At 75.3% G+C, this 18,307-nt stretch carries 11 protein-coding genes; 3 read left to right on the top strand and 8 right to left on the bottom strand.

Going from position 1 to position 18,307, the window contains the following annotated elements; genetic code table 11:
• Positions 1–27: 27 nt before the first annotated feature.
• Positions 28–4,095, bottom strand: coding sequence for a UvrD-helicase domain-containing protein (locus ACZ7H1_RS12900; protein WP_470786150.1), 4,068 nt, complete (start codon positions 4,093–4,095; stop codon positions 28–30).
• Positions 4,096–4,283: 188 nt separating this feature from the next.
• Complete coding sequence (locus ACZ7H1_RS12895) at positions 4,284–4,679, bottom strand: MGMT family protein (RefSeq protein WP_470786148.1); 396 nt, start codon at positions 4,677–4,679, stop codon at positions 4,284–4,286.
• 140 nt (positions 4,680–4,819) lie between these two features.
• On the opposite strand from ACZ7H1_RS12895, the gene ACZ7H1_RS12890 reads away from it, so the two are divergent.
• Positions 4,820–7,546, top strand: coding sequence for a lysylphosphatidylglycerol synthase transmembrane domain-containing protein (locus tag ACZ7H1_RS12890; RefSeq protein ID WP_470786147.1), 2,727 nt, complete (start codon positions 4,820–4,822; stop codon positions 7,544–7,546).
• Between the two features lie 88 nt (positions 7,547–7,634).
• Here the strand turns inward: ACZ7H1_RS12890 and ACZ7H1_RS12885 are convergent, their stop codons facing one another.
• Positions 7,635–8,315, bottom strand: coding sequence for a YwiC-like family protein (locus ACZ7H1_RS12885; RefSeq protein ID WP_470786146.1), 681 nt, complete (start codon positions 8,313–8,315; stop codon positions 7,635–7,637).
• A gap of 658 nt (positions 8,316–8,973) precedes the next feature.
• Here ACZ7H1_RS12885 and hemG point away from each other — a divergent pair.
• Both hemG and ACZ7H1_RS12875 read left to right on the top strand, forming a co-directional pair.
• Positions 8,974–10,356, top strand: coding sequence for a protoporphyrinogen oxidase (gene hemG / locus ACZ7H1_RS12880; protein ID WP_470786144.1), 1,383 nt, complete (start codon positions 8,974–8,976; stop codon positions 10,354–10,356).
• Positions 10,357–10,471: 115 nt separating this feature from the next.
• Positions 10,472–11,998: an alpha/beta hydrolase gene (locus tag ACZ7H1_RS12875; RefSeq protein ID WP_470786143.1), complete on the top strand. Its 1,527-nt coding sequence runs from the start codon at positions 10,472–10,474 to the stop codon at positions 11,996–11,998.
• Positions 11,999–12,066: 68 nt separating this feature from the next.
• Here ACZ7H1_RS12875 and moeZ read toward each other — a convergent pair whose 3' ends face one another.
• The 5 genes from moeZ to pelF all read right to left on the bottom strand — a co-directional run bounded on the left by moeZ (position 12,067) and on the right by pelF (position 18,131).
• A complete protein-coding gene (gene moeZ / locus ACZ7H1_RS12870; protein WP_470786142.1) occupies positions 12,067–13,245 on the bottom strand; it encodes an adenylyltransferase/sulfurtransferase MoeZ in 1,179 nt (392 codons plus the stop codon).
• Between the two features lie 66 nt (positions 13,246–13,311).
• The gene (locus ACZ7H1_RS12865; protein WP_470786140.1) at positions 13,312–14,073 is read right to left on the bottom strand and encodes a spherulation-specific family 4 protein; all 762 of its coding nucleotides are present in this window, start codon (positions 14,071–14,073) and stop codon (positions 13,312–13,314) included.
• Complete coding sequence (locus ACZ7H1_RS12860; protein WP_470786139.1) at positions 14,061–15,056, bottom strand: NAD-dependent epimerase/dehydratase; 996 nt, start codon at positions 15,054–15,056, stop codon at positions 14,061–14,063. The genes ACZ7H1_RS12865 and ACZ7H1_RS12860 overlap by 13 nt, the downstream gene beginning before the upstream one ends.
• A gap of 115 nt (positions 15,057–15,171) precedes the next feature.
• A complete protein-coding gene (locus tag ACZ7H1_RS12855; RefSeq protein WP_470786137.1) occupies positions 15,172–16,527 on the bottom strand; it encodes a hypothetical protein in 1,356 nt (451 codons plus the stop codon).
• Positions 16,524–18,131: a GT4 family glycosyltransferase PelF gene (pelF, locus tag ACZ7H1_RS12850; RefSeq protein ID WP_470786135.1), complete on the bottom strand. Its 1,608-nt coding sequence runs from the start codon at positions 18,129–18,131 to the stop codon at positions 16,524–16,526. Before pelF ends, ACZ7H1_RS12855 begins: the two co-directional genes overlap by 4 nt.
• Between the last annotated feature and the right edge of the window lie 176 nt (positions 18,132–18,307).

Raw genomic sequence — 18,307 nt, 5'->3', positions numbered from 1 at the left:
CCGACAGTCCCGGCCTCGCCGATCGCGTCACTCGACGATCTGGCGGCCCTCGGGGAGGGCGCTGCAGGAGTTGCGGAAGGAGCAGTGGGTGCAGTGTCGGCCGGTCGCCGGGGCGAAGCGCTCGTCGAGGACCCGGCCGGCGGCGGTCGCGAGCAGGTCGCCGACCCACTCGCCGGCCAGCGGCTCCTGGGCCTGCACCTTCGGCACGCTCTCGCCGCCGTCCTTCTTCGCCGCGCCCTGCCGGAGCTGGACCAGTTCGGCGCCGCCGGAGGGCGGGCGGACGCCGGCGAACGCCTCGTCGACGGCGCCTTCGCGGACGGCGAGCTGGTAGACGGCGAGTTGCGGGTGGCGGGCAACCTCGTCGCGGGTCGGCGCGGCCTTGCCGGTCTTGAAGTCGACGACGTACGCGCGGCCCTGCGGGTCGGTCTCGACGCGGTCCATGGACCCGCGGATGCGGACCTCGTACGCGCTGTCGTCCGTACCGGCTTCGAGGGTGACGTCGAACTCGTGCTCCGTGGCCACGGTGGTGCGGCCGGCCCGGTCGGAGACGTGCCAGCGCAGGAAGCGCTCGAGGGCGGCGCGGGCGTTCTCCTTCTCCTGGCGGGATTTCCAGGGCGCGTCGAAGGCGAGCGCGTCCCAGACCGAGTCGAGGCGCTCCATGAGCACGGCGAGGTCGGCGGGGGTACGGCCGGACGCCACCTCGTCGGCGAGGACGTGGACGACGTTGCCGAAGCCCTGGGCCGCGGTCGCGGGGGCGTCGGCCTTGACCTCGCGGCCCAGGAACCACTGGAGCGAGCAGGTGTTCGCGAGCTGGTCGAGGGCGGAGCCGGACAGGGCGACGGGGCGGTCGCGGTCGCGCAGCGGGACGCTGCTGCGGGTGGGCTCGTACAGGCCCCACCAGCGCTGCGGGTGGGCGGCGGGCACGAGGGGCTGGCCGTCCTCGTCGGTGAGCGCGGCGAGCCGGGCCAGGCGGCGGGCGGCGGCCTCGCGCAGGGCGGGTGAGGCGTCGGGGTCGACGGTGGTGGCGCGCAGTTCCGCGACGAGCGCGGCGACGGCGAGGGGGCGGCGGGGGCGGCCGGTGACGTCCTTGGGCTGCACGCCGAGTTCGGTGAGGAAGCGGGAGGGCTGGTCGCCGTCGTCGGCGGGTGCCTTGACGGCGGTGACGATCAGCCGGTCGCGGGCGCGGGTGGCGGCGACGTAGAAGAGCCGGCGCTCCTCGGCGAGGAGGGCGCCGGGGGTGAGGGGCTCGGCGAGCCCGTCGGGCCCGATGCGGTCGGCTTCGAGGAGGGAGCCGCGGCGGCGCAGGTCCGGCCAGAGTCCTTCCTGGACGCCGGCGACGACGACGAGGCTCCATTCGAGGCCTTTGCAGCGGTGCGCGGTCATCAGGCGGACGGCCTCGGGCGCCGTGGCGCGCTTGCCGAGGGTGTCGGCGGCGATGTCCTCGGCGTCGAGCTGTTCGAGGAAGTTGAGGGCTCCGCGGCCGCCGGTGCGCTCTTCGGCGCGGGCGGCGGTCTCGAAGAGCGCGCAGACGGCGTCGAGGTCGCGGTCGGCGTTGCGGCCGGCGGGGCCGCCGCGGCGGGCGGAGCGTTCGAGGCGGGCGGGCCAGCCGGTGCCGTCCCAGAGGGCCCACAGGGCCTCTTCGGCGGTGCCGCCGCCTTCGAGGAGCTCGCGGGTCTTGCGGAGCAGGGCGCCGAGGGTCTGGGCGCCGCGGGCGTAGGCGGGGTCGTGGGCGACGAGCCGCTCGGGCTCGGCGAGGGCGCGTGCGAGCAGGGCGTCGGACGGCGGCGGCACGCGGTTGCCTGCGGCGCGCTCCTCGTCCCGCAGGGCGCGGCCGAGCCGGCGCAGGTCGGCGGCGTCCATCCCGCCGAGCGGGGAGGTGAGCAGGGCGATGGCGGTCTCGGTCCCCAGCCAGGTGCCTCCGGCGGTGACCCCGTCTGCGGCGTCCGTCCCGTCCGTGCCGGTGCCCCCGGCTGCGGCGTCCGTCCCGTCCGTGCCGGTGCCCCCGGCCGCGGCGTCCGTCCCGTCCGTGCCGGTGCCCCCGGCCGTGGCTGCGTCCGTGCCGATGCCCCCGGCCGTGGCTGCGTCCGTGCCGGGCTCGTGCGCGGACCCCGGGTCCGCCACTGCGGTGACGCCCGCGCCGCCCTCGTGGGCGGCGGCGACGACCGCCCCGGAGCCAACCCCTGCGGGGGCGGCGGGATCAGCGACCGCCGCGCCGCCGGACGCCTGCCCCGGCCCGGCCGGGACCTGCTCCGGGTCAGAGCCCGCCGCTGCCGTGTCGGCGACGGCCGGGGAGCCGGCGGGCGTGGGCGCGTCGGAGCCCGGTCCCACGGGACCGGCCTCGGCGGGAGCGTGCGACACGGCCGCGGGCGAGACGGCGTCCGGCGCAGCCGGGCCCGGCTCGGCGGGTCGGCCCGTGGCGGGAGCCCCCTCCACGTCACCGCCCGGCGCCCACGTGTCAGCGGCAGCGGGCGTGGACGCATCGGAGCCCGGCACCGCGGGACCGGCCTCGGCGGGGGCCTGCGACGCCTTATCGGCCGACGCCGCGGCCGCGGCGTCGGGGACGGCCTCGGCGGGGGCGGAGGAAGGCAGGTCGGCCGCGGGGGCGCCGTGACCCGGGCGCCGCTCCGCAGGGGCATGCGCCGGATCGCCGGCCGGGGTCGCTGCCGCGGCCGGGACGGCGGAAGGCGGAACGGCGGCCTCGGGCTCGGCGGGGGTGGACCCGGTGGCGGGTTGGGAGCCGGTCGACGGGGTCGGGGGGAGGCCGGCGGCGGCCGTGGCGGTGGCGCGCAGGGCGGTGAGGAGGGGGGAGACGGCCGGTTCGTGGCGCAGGGGGACGTCCGCGCCGTCCGTGGTGACCGGGACCCCCGCGGAGATCAGGGCGCGGCGGACCGCGGGGAGCGTGCGCCCGCCCGCGCGGACCAGGACGGCCATGTCCTGCCACGGGACGCCCTCCTCCAGGTGCGCCCGGCGCAGCAGGTCCGCGATGTTGTCCAGTTCGGCGCCGGCCGTCGGGTACGTGTACGCCTCGACCCGGCCGCCGTCGCGGGTCGGGGCCAGGTCCCGGTGCGCCCGGATCGCCGCGGCCGGCAGGCGCGGGACCGGCATGCGGGTCGTCAGGAGCCGGGTCGCGGCGAGGACGGCGGCGCCCGAGCGGCGCGAGACGTTCAGGACGCGCACCTGCGCGCCCGGGAACGCCGCCGGGAAGTCGAGGATGCCGTTGACGTCGGCGCCGCGGAAGGCGTAGATCGACTGGTCGGGGTCGCCGAAGGCCACCGTGTCCCGGCAGCCCAGCGCCTTCAGCAGCCGCACCTGTGCGGCGTCCGTGTCCTGGTACTCGTCCACGAACACCGCGTCGTAGCGCGACCACAGCGCCGACGACGGGCGCTCGGCCAGCAGCACGGCCCGGTGCACCAGCTCCGCGTAGTCCAGCACCCCCGCCATGTCCAGCACGTCGAGGTACTCGGCCAGGAAGTCCGCCGCCGCCCCCCAGTCGGGGCGGCCGGTCCGCCGGGCGAACGCACCGAGCGCCTGCGGCGACAGGCCCAGCTCGCGGCTGCGGGCGAGCACCGCGCGCACCTCGTCCGCGAACCCGCGCGTGGTCAGGCACGCCCGCAGGTCGTCGGGCCAGCGGATGCCGCCCAGGTCGCGCTGGCCGTCGAGGAGCTCGCGGACCATCACGTCCTGCTCCGGGCCGGACAGCAGCCGCAGCGGTTCGACGAAGAGGTCGGCGTCCTGGTGCGCGCGGACCAGGGCGTAGCAGAAGGAGTGGAAGGTCGTGGCCTGCGGAGCGCGCGCCCCGCCCAGCCGCAGCGCCGTCCGGTCGCGCAGTTCCACGGCGGCCTTGCGGCTGAAGGTGAGGACGAGGATCCGCTCGGGGTCCATGCCCGCCTCGACGCGGGCCGCGACCGCCTCGACCAGCGTGGTCGTCTTGCCGGTGCCCGGTCCCGCCAGTACCAGCAGTGGTCCACCCGTGTGCTCAACCACCGCCCGCTGCGCCGCGTCCAGTACAGGGGGATCCACCTGCTCCGGCCCGGTACGCACCAGTCGGTACGCGTCACGGGTCCGCGTACGACGGCTGGAAGGGGAGGAGCTCACGTGGGTCGCCGGTCCTGGTGGTGGGTGTGCTGATCGTGCTGCTGCGGGCGCGCGGCCCGCTCGGGGACAGCGCGCGGGGAAAAGACGCTACGCCACAACGGCGGCCCCGCGCAGCGTTCCCCTCACGCCCCTCACGTCCCCCGTACGGGTGTACGAGCCCCCGTACGGCCCCCACATGGCCGAAGCTGTCAGATGTGAGGTTCCTCATCCACCGCAGGGGGCGCGTGCGTCTCTCCCGCACCGGTCCCGTCCCAGCGCGCCCGCTTCATGTCCAGCCGCGGCAGGTGCCCGTCGGCCGCGGCCGACGGGCCGGCCTGGCGCAGCGGGGTGCCCTCGTCGCGGTAGTGAGCGAGCGCCCGCAGCTCGCTCCCCGGCAGCAGCACGCCGTCGGACCGCACGACGCGCCACCACGGCACCGCGCCTCCGTACAGCGCCATGACCCGGCCGACCTGGCGGGGACCGCCCTCGCCGAGCCATTCGGCGACGTCGCCGTACGTCATCACCCGGCCGGGCGGAATCCGCTCGGCCACCTCCAGCACCCGCTCCGCGTAGGCGGGGAGCCCGGGCAGCGCCACCTCACTCATCCGGCCCATGCTGCCCTACCCCACCGACACCGCACCCTGCTGGCGGCCCGTGCCGCCCGTCCGTGCCACCATCTTCCGGGCGGTGACTGGTGATACGAGATCAAGATGCGACGGCGACGGCTACGGAGAAGGAGCTGGGTGTGAGCCCTCCTGACGTGCCGGGTAACGGCGGGACGAAGCCGGGCGGAGCAGTCGGCCCGGACCCGGAGCACGGCACGGACGGCACGCACGGCACGCACGGCGTGGACGCCCCCGGCGGCGCCACGGACGGCTCCGCGGCCGTCGAGGTCGACGAACCGCTCCTCGCCGCGCGCGTGCACCGCCCCTCCGACCTGGTACGCGTCCTCGTCGGCCTGCTCGGGATCGCCCTGCTCCTCGCCATCGCCGCCTTCGCCCACCAGACCACCGCGGGCCTGGAGCAGGACATCTCCGAGGGCACCGGCCAGGCGCCCGACCTGCTGGTCAGGCTCGCCGGCCTGGTGTCCAGCATCGCCGTGCTGCTGGTCCCGGTCGCCTTCGCCATCGAGCGGCTGATCAAGCGCGACGGGCTGCGCATCGCGGACGGCGTGCTCGCCGCGGTGCTCGCCCACGGCGTGACCCTCGCGACCGACCTGTGGGTCGCGCGCGGCGCGCCCGACACCATCCAGGACGCGCTGACCCGCCCGCAGGGCCTCGGGGAGGCGCTCACCGACCCCGTGCACGGCTACCTCGCGCCGGTCATCGCGTACATGACGGCCGTCGGGATGACCCGGCGGCCGCGCTGGCGTGTGGCCCTGTGGGTGGTGCTGCTGCTCGATGCGCTCGCGATGCTCGTGGGCGGCTACACGACCCCCTTCTCGATCATCCTGACCGTGCTGATCGGCTGGACCGTCGCGTACGCGACCCTGTACGCCGTCGGCTCCCCCAACGTCCGCCCCACCGGGCAGAACCTCCTCGCCGGCCTGCGCCGCGTCGGCTTCCAGCCGGTCTCCGCGATGCGCGCCGAGGACGACCCGGAGACCCCCGAGCACAACGACCGCGGCCGCCGGTACCTCGTCACCCTGGAGGACGGGCCGCCGCTCGACGTCACCGTCGTGGACCGCGAACAGCAGGCCCACGGCTTCTTCTACCGGGTCTGGCGCCGGCTGACCCTGCGCGGCATCACCACCCGCCGCAGCCTCCAGTCGCTGCGCCAGGCGCTGGAGCAGGAGGCGCTCCTCGCGTACGCGGCCATCGCCGCCGGGGCCAACGCCCCCAAGCTGATCGCCACGTCCGAGCTCGGCCCGGACGCCGTGATGCTCGTGTACGAGCACCTGGGCGGGCGCACCCTCGACGCGCTGCCGGACGAGGAGATCACCGACGAGCTGGTCCGCGGCGCGTGGCACCAGGTCAAGGCCCTGCAGTCGCGGCGCATCGCGCACCGGCGGCTGGCCGGGGACGCCCTGGTGGTGGATCGTTCCGGCAATGTCGTCCTCACCGACCTGCGCGGCGGCGAGATCGCGGCCGGCGACCTGGTGCTGCGGATGGACATCGCGCAGCTGCTGACCACGCTCGGGCTGCGGGTGGGAGCGGAGCGCTCGGTGGCCGCGGCGGTGGAGGTCCTGGGCGGCGATGCGATCGCCGACTGCCTGCCGCTGCTCCAGCCCATCGCGCTGAGCCGGTCCACCCGGGCCACGCTGCGCAGGCTGGCCCGGGAGCGTTCGCAGCGGGAGCGCGAAGCGGTCCTGGCGGCCTCTCACGCGGCCAAGGAGGCCCGGGAGGCCGAGTCCGCCGCCGGCGGCAGCCCGGCGAAGGCGTCCGCGAAGACCGCGGGCAAGACGGAGAAGGCCGAGAAGAAGGCGGAGAAGCGCGCCCTCGACGTGGCGCTGGACGAGGCCCGCGAGGAGGACCTGCTCAGCCAGATCCGCCGCCAGGTCCTGCTGATCAGGCCCCAGGCGCCGGTGGAGCCGGCCCGCCTGGAGCGGATCCGGCCGCGCACGCTCGTCAGTTTCATCGCCGGTGCGTTCGCCGCGTACTTCCTGCTCTCCCAGCTCACCCACATCGACTTCGCGAAGGTGATCGGCGAGGCGCAGTGGGGCTGGGTGGCGGCGGCGGTCGCGTTCTCGGCGCTGAGCTACTTCGCGGCGGCGATGAGCCTGCTCGGCTTCGTGCCGGAACGCGTCCCCTTCCTGCGCACGGTCGTGGCGCAGGTCGCCGGGTCGTTCGTGAAGCTGGTGGCCCCGGCGGCGGTCGGCGGCGTGGCCCTGAACACCCGCTTCCTGCAGCGGCAGGGGGTCCGGCCGGGGCTGGCAGTGGCCAGTGTGGGCGCCTCGCAGCTGTTCGGCCTGGGCAGCCACGTGCTGCTGCTGCTGGCCTTCGGCTACCTGACCGGGACGGAGAAGACGACGGAGATGACCCCGTCCCGCACGGTGATCGCCGGTCTGCTGACGGTCGCGGTGCTGGTGCTGGTGGTCACGGCGGTGCCGTTCCTGCGGAAGTTCGTCTCCTCGCGGGTACGGGCGCTGTTCGCCGGGGTGGTCCCGCGCATGCTGGACGTGCTCCAGCGGCCGCGGAAGCTGCTCGCCGGCATCGGCGGCATGCTGCTGCTGACGGCCTGCTTCGTGATGTGCCTGGACGCGTCGATCCGGGCCTTCGGCGGCGGGAACGACATCAGCTACGCGAGCATCGCGGTGGTCTTCCTCGCCGGCAACGCGCTCGGCTCGGCGGCTCCGACGCCCGGCGGTGTGGGGGCGGTCGAGACGACGCTGACGGCGGGCCTGGTGCTGGTCGGCCTGGACAAGGAGATCGCGCTGTCGGCCGTTCTGCTGTTCCGCCTGATGACCTTCTGGCTGCCGGTGCTGCCCGGCTGGCTGTCCTTCAACCACCTCACCCGCAAGGGCGCGCTCTGAGGCTGCTCTGAGTCCGCGCCGGGTCCGCGCTCCGTCGCGCTGAGTCCACCCGCCGGGAACGCTCCGGGAACGCCGCGGGCAGCCGGAGCTAGAACACGAGCAGGAGGGTGAGGAGCAGCGCGGCCGAGGCCGCCACCTCGACCGCGCCGACCACCGCGATCTTCAGGCCGCGCCCCGGCAGCAGGGCGGCCCGTGCCAGGTAGAGGGCGAAGGGGACGGCCAGCCAGGGGCTGAGGCAGGCCGCTCCCGCCAGGGCCGCCGCGTGGTAGCCGACGGAGGCCCGCCGGTAGGTGCGGGAGTTGCGCTCCCGGATCATCGTCTTCACGTACGGCACCGTGCCGGCGAAGTACAGCAGGCAGGCCAGTGCCGGGCACCAGGCCCCGGCCGGGGTCCCGCCGCCCAGCTGCCAGGTCACCAGCAGCATCCCGCAGGCGGGGACCACCGCCGCGAGTCCGTTGAGCAGGGTCCGTTCGGTATTGCGGCGGGCGTGGTACGTGTTCACGGCGACGAACGGCGCGGCGGCGAGCGCCGCGAGCAGCAGCCACGGATACGCGACGGCCAACAGCAGGCCGAGGGCCGCGAAGACCGCGCCGAAGGCCAGCCCCGGGCGGACGTGGCGGCCGGCTGTCCGCGGATTGCGGGAGATCCGGCGCAGCCGCAGCCACTGCTGGCCGTGGTGGACGGATGTGTAGCCCGCGAGCCAGCCACCGGACAGCGGCAGGCCCAGCGCGGGGTGCCGGCGAGGAAGGGCACGGCGAGCATCGCCCACGCGCCGTGCCGGTCCGGCAGCCAGGTGCTCTTCCTGCCCATGTGCGGGAGCCCTTTCCCAAATCGGAATTCCGGCACGGTATTTCAATTCCCCGGCCGCGAGTCGGCCTCTTCCAGATTGCCATCCACCGGGCCCGTGAAAGTCCGGCAGATGGTCACCCCACGACGGGACCTTTGTCATCGGATCGGCGAATTCCGGCGGCGTACGGTCGATGAGGGCTTCTTTTCTGCAGGATGCGTTGCAGGAGAACCAGGCACATCCTCGGGCCGCGGGTTCGCCTTCGTCTCCCACACGGGCGAGGTCCACCCGAGCGGGTTCCTGCCGGTGTCGGCGGGCAACGTGAAGAACCACCCGCTGACCTCGGTCTACCGGGGCTCGGCACTGTTCACGCAGCTGCGGGACCCCTCGCTGCTGCGGGGCGTGCGAGTTCAAGGCGGTGTGCGGGGGCTCGCGGTCCCGCGCGTACGGGGCCACCGGGGACGTGCTGGAGGCGGATCCGTACTGCGCGTACCGGCCGGGCAGCTTCCCGTACCAGGCCGAGGTGCGGGCGCTGACCGTAGGGGCCGGGCGGCCGGTAGGGGCCGAAAGGACGAAGACATAAGGGGAGAACCCCCCATATGTTCATTGAGGGAACTTATCTCTCCGGGAGAGCAGACACATGCGTTCAGTGATCGTCGTCGGCGGTGGCATCAGCGGACTCGCCGCGGCCTGGCAGCTGCGGGGCAAGGCGGACGTCACCCTCCTCGAGAGCGAGGCGCGGGTCGGCGGGAAGCTGCGCACCGGCACGATCGCGGGCATCGCCGTCGACGAGGGCGCGGAGTCCCTGATGGCCCTGCGCCCCGAGGCCGTGGACCTCGCCGCCGCCGTGGGCCTGGGCAACGCCCTCTGCGACCCGGCGGCGTCCCCCACCGCCATCTGGACCCGCGGCGCCGTGCGGGAGCTGCCGGCCGGGCACGTCATGGGCGTGCCCACCGACCCCGCGGCGCTGGCCGCGAGCGGACTGCTGTCCCCCGAGGGCGTGGCGCGGGTGGCCGCCGAGGAGTCCGTACCGGCGCCGCCGCTCGCGGGGGACCGCTCGGTCGGGCAGTACCTCTCCGAACGCTTCGGCCGCGAGGCCGTGGACCGGCTGATCGAACCGCTGCTGGGCGGCATCTACGCCGGACGGGCCGACCGGCTCTCCCTGCGGGCGGCGATGCCGCACATCGCGGCCCTGGCCGAAGAGGGCGGACCGCTGCTGCCGGCCCTGCGCCGGATGCGGCCGCCGGGCCCCCCGCGCCCGGCGCCGGCCGCCGTCCGGGGCGTCAACGGCGGTACCGGCCGCCTCCCGCAGGCCGTCGCAGCGAGCTGCGGCGCACGCATCCTCACCGGCACGGCGGCCCGCTCCCTCCAGCGCACGCCCGGCGGGCGGTGGCGCGTCGGCGCCATGACCGGCGACGGCCCGCTGACCATGGAGGCGGACGCGGTCGTCCTGGCCCTGCCCGCCTTCGCCGCCGCCGAACTGCTGCGGCCCCACTCCCCCCTGGCCGAGGAGGAGCTGTCCGCGATCCCGCACGCCTCCACCGCCGTGATCACCATGGCCTTCTCCCGGGAGCGGGCCCGCGTCCTGCCCACGGGCAACGGCTTCCTGGTCCCGCCGGTCGACGGGCACACCCTCAAGGCGGCGTCGTTCCTGTCCAACAAGTGGCGCTGGCCGGCCGACGCGGCGCCGGAGCTGTTCGTCCTGCGGGCCTCGCTCGGGCGCATCGGCGAGAACGGCCTGCACGCCCGGCCGGACCGGCAGCTGATCCGCACGGCCGTCACCGAGCTGCACCACGCGGTGGGACCGCTCGGCGAGCCGGTCGCGGCCCGCGTCACCCGCTGGGACCGCGGCCTGCCGCAGTACGGCGTGGGCCACCGGGAGCGCGTCGCCCGGATCGGCGAGGCCGTCGCGAAGCTGCCGGGACTGGCCGTCTGCGGGGCGGCGTACCAGGGGGTGGGCGTGGCCGCCTGCGTCGCCACCGGCCGCGCCGCCGCCACCCGCCTGCTGGCGGACACCGCCTGACCTGCGCCCGGCCGCCATCCGGTCGGGCGGCGGCCGACCGGGCGGCACCCGGTCGGACCACCCGCATGGGGCACCGGGCAGGCGGGCCACGGCGCGCCGCCCCAGGATGGAGTACATGACGACCTCCGCCGGGCTGCGCACCGCCGCCGTCACCGCCGCGTCCGCGGTCCTGCTCGGCCTGGCCGGATGCTCGGACGGCGACGGACAGACGACCGGAGCGCCGAAGCCGGAGTGGACCTCCTGTCCCGCGCCGTCCGCAGCGGAGGGCTCCGGCCCGCCCCCCGGACCGGAGTGGGAGTGCGCCGGACTCGACGTGCCCCTCGACTACGACAAGCCCGACGGGGACACCATCGAGCTGGCCCTCATCCGCGCGAAGGCCCTCGACAAGGACGAGCGCATCGGGTCCCTGATCTTCAACTTCGGCGGCCCCGGCGGATCGGGCGTCTCCGCCTTGCCCGGCGCGGCCAAGGACTACCAGGGGCTGCGGCAGCGCTACGACCTCGTCAGCTTCGACCCGCGCGGCGTCGGCCGCAGCGCCACCGTCCGCTGTGAGGGCGACCGGGAGCTGGACGCGTACTACCAGGGCGACGGCTCCCCCGAGGGGGCCGCGGAGGAGAAGACGTACATCGACGGCCTGCGGAAGTACGCCGACGCCTGCGAGAAGAACTCCGGCACGGTCCTGCCGCACGTCGGCACCCTCGACGCCGCCCGCGACCTGGACCGCATCCGCGCCGCCCTCGGCGACGAGAAGCTGTACTACTTCGGCATCTCCTACGGCACCGAGCTCGGCGGGGTCTACGCCCACCTCTTCCCGGACAAGGTGGGACGGGCCGTCTTCGACGCCGTCGTGGACCCGGCCAAGACCTCCGAGGAGAGCTCCCTCGGCCAGGCCAAGGGCTTCCAGCTGGCGCTGGGCAACTTCGCCCAGGACTGCGTCGACCGCGGCGACGCCTGCAAGCTGCCCGGCAGCACCGCCGGGGAGGTCGAGCAGGGCATCGTGGAGCTCCAGCGGCGGCTGCGCGCCAAGCCGATCCCCGGCGACGGGGTGCGCAAGCTCACCGAGACCGCCGCGACCAGCGGCATCGCCCAGGCCCTGTACTCGAAGGAGTTCTGGCCGCTGCTGGAGCAGGGCATCGACGAGGCCGACGGCGGGCAGGGACAGCTCCTCCTGGCCCTCTCCGACGCCATGAACGGCCGCAACCAGGACGGCACGTACAGCAACCTGGGCGCCGCCAACACCGCCATCAACTGCGCCGATTCGAAGGAGCGGTACACGCTCGCGCAGACCAAGGCCAGGCTCCCCCAGTTCCGCGCGGCCTCGCCCGTCTTCGGCGAGTTCCTCGCCTGGGGACTGATGAGCTGCACCGCCTGGCCGGTGCCCGGCGCCTGGGACACCCCCGACGTGAGCGCCCCGGGATCCGCCCCGATCCTCGTGATCGGCAACACCGGCGACCCGGCCACGCCGTACGAGGGCGCCCGGAAGATGGTGCAGGAGCTGGGGCCCGGGGTCGGCGTGGAGCTCACCTACGACGGCGAGGGGCACGGCGCCTACAACAGCGGCGACCGCTGTGTGCAGCAGGCCGTCGACGGCTACCTGCTCGACGGGAAGTCACCGCCCGCGCGGACCGTCTGCAGCGCGTGACCCGCCAGGGGGCGCGCACGCCGAAGGGCCCGTACCGGACGCACCGGCACGGGCCCTTCGGGGAGTGACTAGTAGACCGGCTTCTCGGGCTCGATCTGGTGGACCCAGCCGATCACGCCGCCGCCGACGTGCACCGCGTCCGCGAAGCCCGCGGACTTCAGCACCGCGAGGACCTCCGCGCTGCGGACACCCGTCTTGCAGTGCAGGACGATGCGCTTGTCCTGCGGCAGGTCCTGGAGGGCGGTGCCCATGAGGAACTCGCCCTTGGGGATCAGCTTCGCGCCGGGGATCGAGACGATCTCGTACTCGTTCTTCTCGCGGACGTCGATGATCTCGATGTTCTCGTCCGCGTCGATCCACTCCTTGAGCTGCTTGGGAGTGATCGTCGCGCCGAGGGCCGCCTCCTGGGCCTCCTCCGACACGACGCCGCAGAAGGCCTCGTAGTCGATGAGCTCGGTGACGGTCGGGTTCTCGCCGCAGACCGCGCAGTCGGGGTCCTTGCGGACCTTGACCTGCCGGTACTGCATCTCCAGGGCGTCGTAGATCATCAGGCGGCCGACGAGCGGCTCGCCGATGCCCACGAGGAGCTTGATGGCCTCGTTGACCTGGATGGAGCCGATCGACGCGCAGAGCACGCCCAGCACGCCGCCCTCGGCGCAGGAGGGGACCATGCCCGGCGGCGGGGGCTCGGGGTAGAGGCAGCGGTAGCAGGGGCCGTGCTCGGACCAGAAGACCGAGGCCTGGCCGTCGAAGCGGTAGATCGAGCCCCACACGTACGGCTTGTTCAGCAGCACGCAGGCGTCGTTGACGAGGTAGCGCGTGGCGAAGTTGTCCGTGCCGTCGACGATCAGGTCGTACTGGCTGAAGATCTCCATCACGTTCTCGGCTTCGAGCCGCTCTTCGTGAAGGACCACGTTGACGTACGGGTTGATGCCCAGCACGCTGTCGCGCGCCGACTCGGCCTTGGAACGGCCGATGTCCGCCTGGCTGTGGATGATCTGGCGCTGCAGGTTCGACTCGTCGACCTCGTCGAACTCGACGATGCCCAGCGTGCCCACACCGGCGGCGGCCAGGTACATGAGGGCGGGAGAGCCGAGGCCCCCGGCGCCCACGGCCAGCACCTTGGCGTTCTTCAGGCGCTTCTGGCCGTCCATCCCGACATCCGGGATGATCAGGTGACGGGAGTACCGACGGACCTCGTCAACGGTGAGCTCGGCAGCCGGCTCGACCAGGGGTGGCAGCGACACGGGGGACTCCGTAGATCGGATGAGTCTGAACGGGTGGTTCTCCCCGTAACACTGCCACGCCCCTCTTCATTCCGAGACACCCGGTCCGATCCGCGAGACGATTTCGTCCCAGTACCCGGGCATGGCGGCCCACGGGTCCACGCTGCCGTGCCGGTCCGAGCGGTCGGTGAACCAGATGGTCCCGGCTCCCTGCCAGCGTGCGATCCGTACGGCCTCCTCGAGGTGGGTGCGCGGCACGCCGTGCACGAAGTGGCAGAACTTCTCCGGCGGGTGCTCGGCCGTCCACTCGGCCACCTGGGACCAGCGGTAGTCGGCCCAGGACCCGGCGAACGTGACCAGCTGGTCGGCCAGTTCGGCGTAGCCCGGGTACGGGTGGGTGCCGTGCCCCAGGACGAGGCGGACCCCGCCCTCCGGCTCGCCCAGCGTGCGCAGGGTCTCGACGGCCCGGCGGACGGCGGGCAGCCCGTCACGGCCCGCCGGGGCCCCGGCCAGGTAGAACCCGTCGACGCGGTACCAGTCGCGGAACCGGTGCGCATCGGAGATCAACTCGCCGAAGGACCGCTTGCCGTCTCGCATGGCGAGATGGCCGATCACGGCGCCGCCGGCGTCGCGGAGCCGGGCCACGGCCTCGGTGCAGTGCGGGTCGGGCCGCTGTCCCGGACCGTCCGCGACGTTGAGCACCGCCCAGTGGAGCGGGGTCCCGGGGCGGCCGAGCTCGGCCCACTCGACGGGGGCGACGAGCGGGTGGGCGTACCCGGGGACGCCGAAGCCCAGTCGGCCCGCCTCGGTGGCGGCGAGCCGGGAGCCCTGCGTGGTCAGATGCGACACGCGGCCTCCATCCAGATGTCCGCCAGGGACTCTTCCAGGTTGATCCGCGGCCGCCAGCCGAGCCGGTCGCGGGCGGTCCGCACGTCGGCCTGCTGCCAGGCCCCGCAGCCGTCCGGGTACGGGAACTGCGGCTGCGCGGCGGCCAGCTGGTCGGAGCCGGACTCGGTGCGCTGGGCGCCGATGGCGGCGAGGCCGGTGGCGCGGGGTCCGTAGCCGGGGTGCTGCGGGGGGCCGTCGATCTCGTGCAGCGAGCCGCCGTATCCCGCGACCCTGGCCAGCACGGCGGCGGCGTCGCGCAGCCGGACGGCCCGGCCGGTGCCGATGTTGACCACGCCCTGCGCGGCGGACAGCGAGGCCGCGTGCACCGCCCGGGCCACGTCGCGGACGTCGACGAAGTCCCGCTGGATGCCGAGGCCGCCGAGCTTGAGCTCGCCGTCCCCCGACTGCATGGCCCGGCGCATGGCCTCGGCGAGCCGGCCGAGCGGGGACCCGGCGGGCGTGCCGGGGCCGACGGGCGAGAAGACCCGGAGCACGACGGCGTCGAGGCCCGAACCGAGCACCAGCTCGGTGGCTGCGAGCTTGCTGACGCCGTACGGCCCGCCCGGTCTCGGGACGGCGTCCTCGGCGGTGGACGACCCGGGCTGGCTGGGCCCGTACTCGGCGGCGCAGCCGAGCTGGACGAGCCGGGCACCGCAGCCGCTGCGCCGCAGGGACTCGCAGATGGTGGCGACCGCGACGGTGTTGTGGCGGGTCAGCTCCCGGGCGCCGCCGCGAGTGGTGCCTGCGCAGTTGATGATCACGCCGGGGTGCACGGCGTCCAGGAACCGGGTGAGGGCGCCGGGGCTCCCGGTGGCCAGGTCGAAGCGGACGTCGGCGTCGTCCCCGCGGCCGAGTGCGGTGAGCTGGACGGCGGGGTCGGCGAGGAGCCGGTCGGCGACGTAGCGGCCGAGGTATCCGTTGGCTCCGATCAGCAGCACCCTCATCGGGGGCCTCCTTCGTGCCGACGGGGCGTGGCGGTCGGTTGGGCGGTCATTTCTCGTTTCTCCTTATTCGGGTGGGGTGGGTCCGTGGCGTCGGCTCCACGGGCCCTGGTGGGGGTCAGGTCCGGGAGTGGGCGGAGGCGTGGGACAGGACGACGCAGGCGCGGACGAGCAGGGCGAGGGCGACGGCGGCGAGACCCGCACCGCCGAGTCCGGCCGCCCGGGCCACGGCTTCGGCGGCGCAGGCGGCGCCGAGGGCGGCGGCGGCCGGGAGGCCGTGGACGGCGAGCAGCCGGGCCAGGAACAGCAGGCTGCCGAGGCCGATGCCGGTGAGCGGGTCGCCGCCGACGAGCAGGACCAGCCCGGTGAGGGCGGCGGCGAAGAGGGCGTACACGCCGAGGAAGAGGGGCCGGGTACCGGCGGCGAAGTCGTCCAGGGCCCGGCTGGCGGCGAGCCGCCTGCGGGCGCCGGCGGCGAGGAGGGCGGCGCACCAGGTCGCGGGGGCGACGGCCAGGGCGACGGCGGTGCCGGTCGCGGGAGAGGCGTACCAGGCGTAGCCGAGCAGCAGGGCGGATGCGAGCGCGGAGGCCGGGGCGAAGGGGGCGCGGAGCGGGCCGCGGCGCAGGCAGAACCAGAGGGCGGCGAGGCCGGCTGCGGCGAGGCCGGCGGTCACGAGGTGGCCGCGGCCGGAGAGCTGTACGGCGGCCACGGCCAGGGCGCCGGGCAGCAGCGCGTACACGTGGGCGCGGGCGTACGGGGCAGCGGCGGGCGGGTGCGATAAGCCGGGCTGCTGCCGCGGCTGCTCGGTGTGGGGTACGCGGGCGTAGAGCTCCTCGGCGAGGGAGAAGACGTCGCGGTGCCGGAAGCGGGCGGCGGTGCGGTCGGTGACGCCGTGGGCTTCGAGGCCGGCGGCGATCTCGAGGGAGTCGACGGCCTGCTCGCACAGGGCCCGGTGGCGGTGCAGCAGGACCTTGACGGGATCGACCGTGGCGGCCCGCCGCCGCGCCGCGGTGTTGACCGGCCGGTTGACGCCGCTGTCAACGGCCCCACCCGCGTCTTCACCCCTCCGCGGCCCGTCCGCGCGCGGCTGGGCGGCCCCGGAGCCCGCTTGGTCCGCCTCCGCCCGGTACAGCCCGCCCGCGACCGGTGCCGGCGCCTGGCCGGGCGCCTCGACCGCGGACTCGAAGGCTGCCGGGAGCGGTGACTGCGCGTGCGCAGCGCCGAATGCCGGGGCCGTCGCGGCTTGTTCGACCACGGGCGCGGCCGGTGCCACGGCCTGCACTCGGGCCTCGGGCGACACCTCGAAGATCACCGGCTCCTGCTCCGACCACCGCGGCCCGTCGCCCGCTGCCGGGGCCTGGACCGCGGACTCGAAGGCCGCCGGCGGGCGGACGGCGTCGTGCTCGGCGGCAGCCGCGACCGCGGGGGCGCCCGGGACGGGCCACTCGAGCGGGGGGTCAACGGGCCGGGTCACAGCGCGGCCTCCGGCACGGAGGCCGGGGCGGGGCCCGGCGCCGGGGGCGGCCAGGCGCCCGGGACGCGTGCCTCCGGCGGTACTCCGAAGGGAACCGCCGCGGGCTGGCCCGGACTCCGGGCGATCAGCTCCAGGTACAGCCCCCGGAACGCCGCGACGTTCTGCTCCACCGTGAAGAGCTCCAGCGCCCGCGCCCGCCCCGCCGCGCCCAGCCGCTGCGCCCGCTCCGCGTCGCGCAGCAGCGCCACGCACGCGTCCGCGAGCGCCCGGGGGTTGCGCGGCGGGACCACCAGCCCCGTACCGCCGATGACCTCGCACACCGCGCCCACGTCCGTGGACACCGTGGCCCGCCCGCAGAACATCGCCTCGACCAGGCTGATCGGGAAGCCCTCCACGACCGACGAGAGGACCACCACCCGCCCCGAGGCGTACGCGTCCGCCGGCGTGGGCACCTCGGGGCCTCCGATCTCCTCGAAGGAGACCGGGTTGTCCCCGGCCGAGACGGCATCGACCGCCTCGTCGGGGAACAGCTGGGCGGCCAGCGCCCGGCAGTGCGCGAGGTACTCCGCGGACTCCGCCGTCCGGGCCGGCGCACCGAAGATCCGCAGCCGCGCCTCCGGCTCCTCCTTCCGGACGTCCGCGAAGGCGTGCAGCAGGCCGATCAGGTCCTTGGCGGGCTCTATCCGGCCGACCCACACCAGCGTCAGCGGGTCGCCCGCGTGCGGGTCCTCGCCCACGGTGGCGAATCGGTCCGCCTCCATGCCGGGGTACACCGTCCGCAACCGGGCCCGGTCGGCCCCGCACCGCTCCTGCCAGCGCCGCGCATGCGTATTGCCCGGGGTGATCAGGTCGGCCCGGCGGTAGATCTCGGCGGCGAGCCGGCCGTGGAAGGCGGCGAGCAGCGCCCGTACCGGCGCCGACGGAGGGTCGCCGGCCCGCGCGGCTCCCTGCAGGTAGTGCGAGCGCAGCCGGACGCCGTACTCGGTGACCAGCAGCGGCACCCCGAAGAAGCGTTTGGCCAGCAGTCCGGGCAGGGCGGCGACCCCGCCGGCCGCGGCGTGGCACAGGTCCACCGCGCCGAGGTCCTCGTACCAGTCGAGGGACAACGGCCGCAGTGCGCGCTCCAGTTCGTCGACGAAGGCGAGCAGGTCGGGGACCTGCGCGGGGTGCACGGTCCGGCTCGCGCCCGGCGCCCGGCAGGCGGACTCCAGGGTGCGCACGGCGGTCTCGGAGCGCAGGGCGGCGTACAGGCCGCCCCCCTCGCGGGCCAGTTCGGCGAGGCCGTACAGGCCCTCGGCGAAGGGCTCCGGCGCGCCGGTGCACACGCCGGTCACCAGGTCCTTGAACACGGCGGCGAACCGGCGCCGCTCCCGGCGCCGGTGGGTGCGCCCGTCGTCCGCCGGGGCCCACAGCGGGGCGGTCCGCACCCGGGTCACGTGGGGCGGCAGCGGGACCTGCCCGCGCTCTTCCTGCCCGGCGCTGCGGCTCAGCGCGTACAGCTCGAACTCGTGCTCCGCGAGACCGCGGACGAGCCGGTCGCACCAGAGTCCGGCCTCACCCGTCGCATACGGAAAACCGCCTTCCGTCAGCAGTCCGATCCGCACGAGTGCACCCCCGATCTCCCGTTTGGGGCGGCCGCCTTCGGTCCGGCGACCCGCCGCGGGAGAACTCAAGCGGATGTGCCGGTGGGGGGGGGGGGGGGGGGGGGGGGGGGGGGGGGGGGGGGGGGGGGGGGGGGGGGGGGGGGGGGGGGGGGGGGGGGGGGGGGGGGGGGGGGCGG

The organism is Streptomyces sp. NPDC037401 (assembly GCF_055602345.1).
The sequence above is the reverse complement of the archived record's forward strand: the minus strand, read 5'-3'. Positions and strand labels throughout refer to the sequence as shown.

Bases quoted from the DNA above. Each gene is read 5' to 3' on its own strand.
- ACZ7H1_RS12895 (WP_470786148.1), bottom strand. From the start codon at position 4,679: ATGAGTGAGGTGGCGCTGCCCGGGCTCCCCGCCTACGCGGAGCGGGTG.
- hemG (WP_470786144.1), top strand. From the start codon at position 8,974: ATGCGTTCAGTGATCGTCGTCGGCGGTGGCATCAGCGGACTCGCCGCG.
- ACZ7H1_RS12875 (WP_470786143.1), top strand. From the start codon at position 10,472: ATGACGACCTCCGCCGGGCTGCGCACCGCCGCCGTCACCGCCGCGTCC.
- ACZ7H1_RS12860 (WP_470786139.1), bottom strand. From the start codon at position 15,056: ATGAGGGTGCTGCTGATCGGAGCCAACGGATACCTCGGCCGCTACGTC.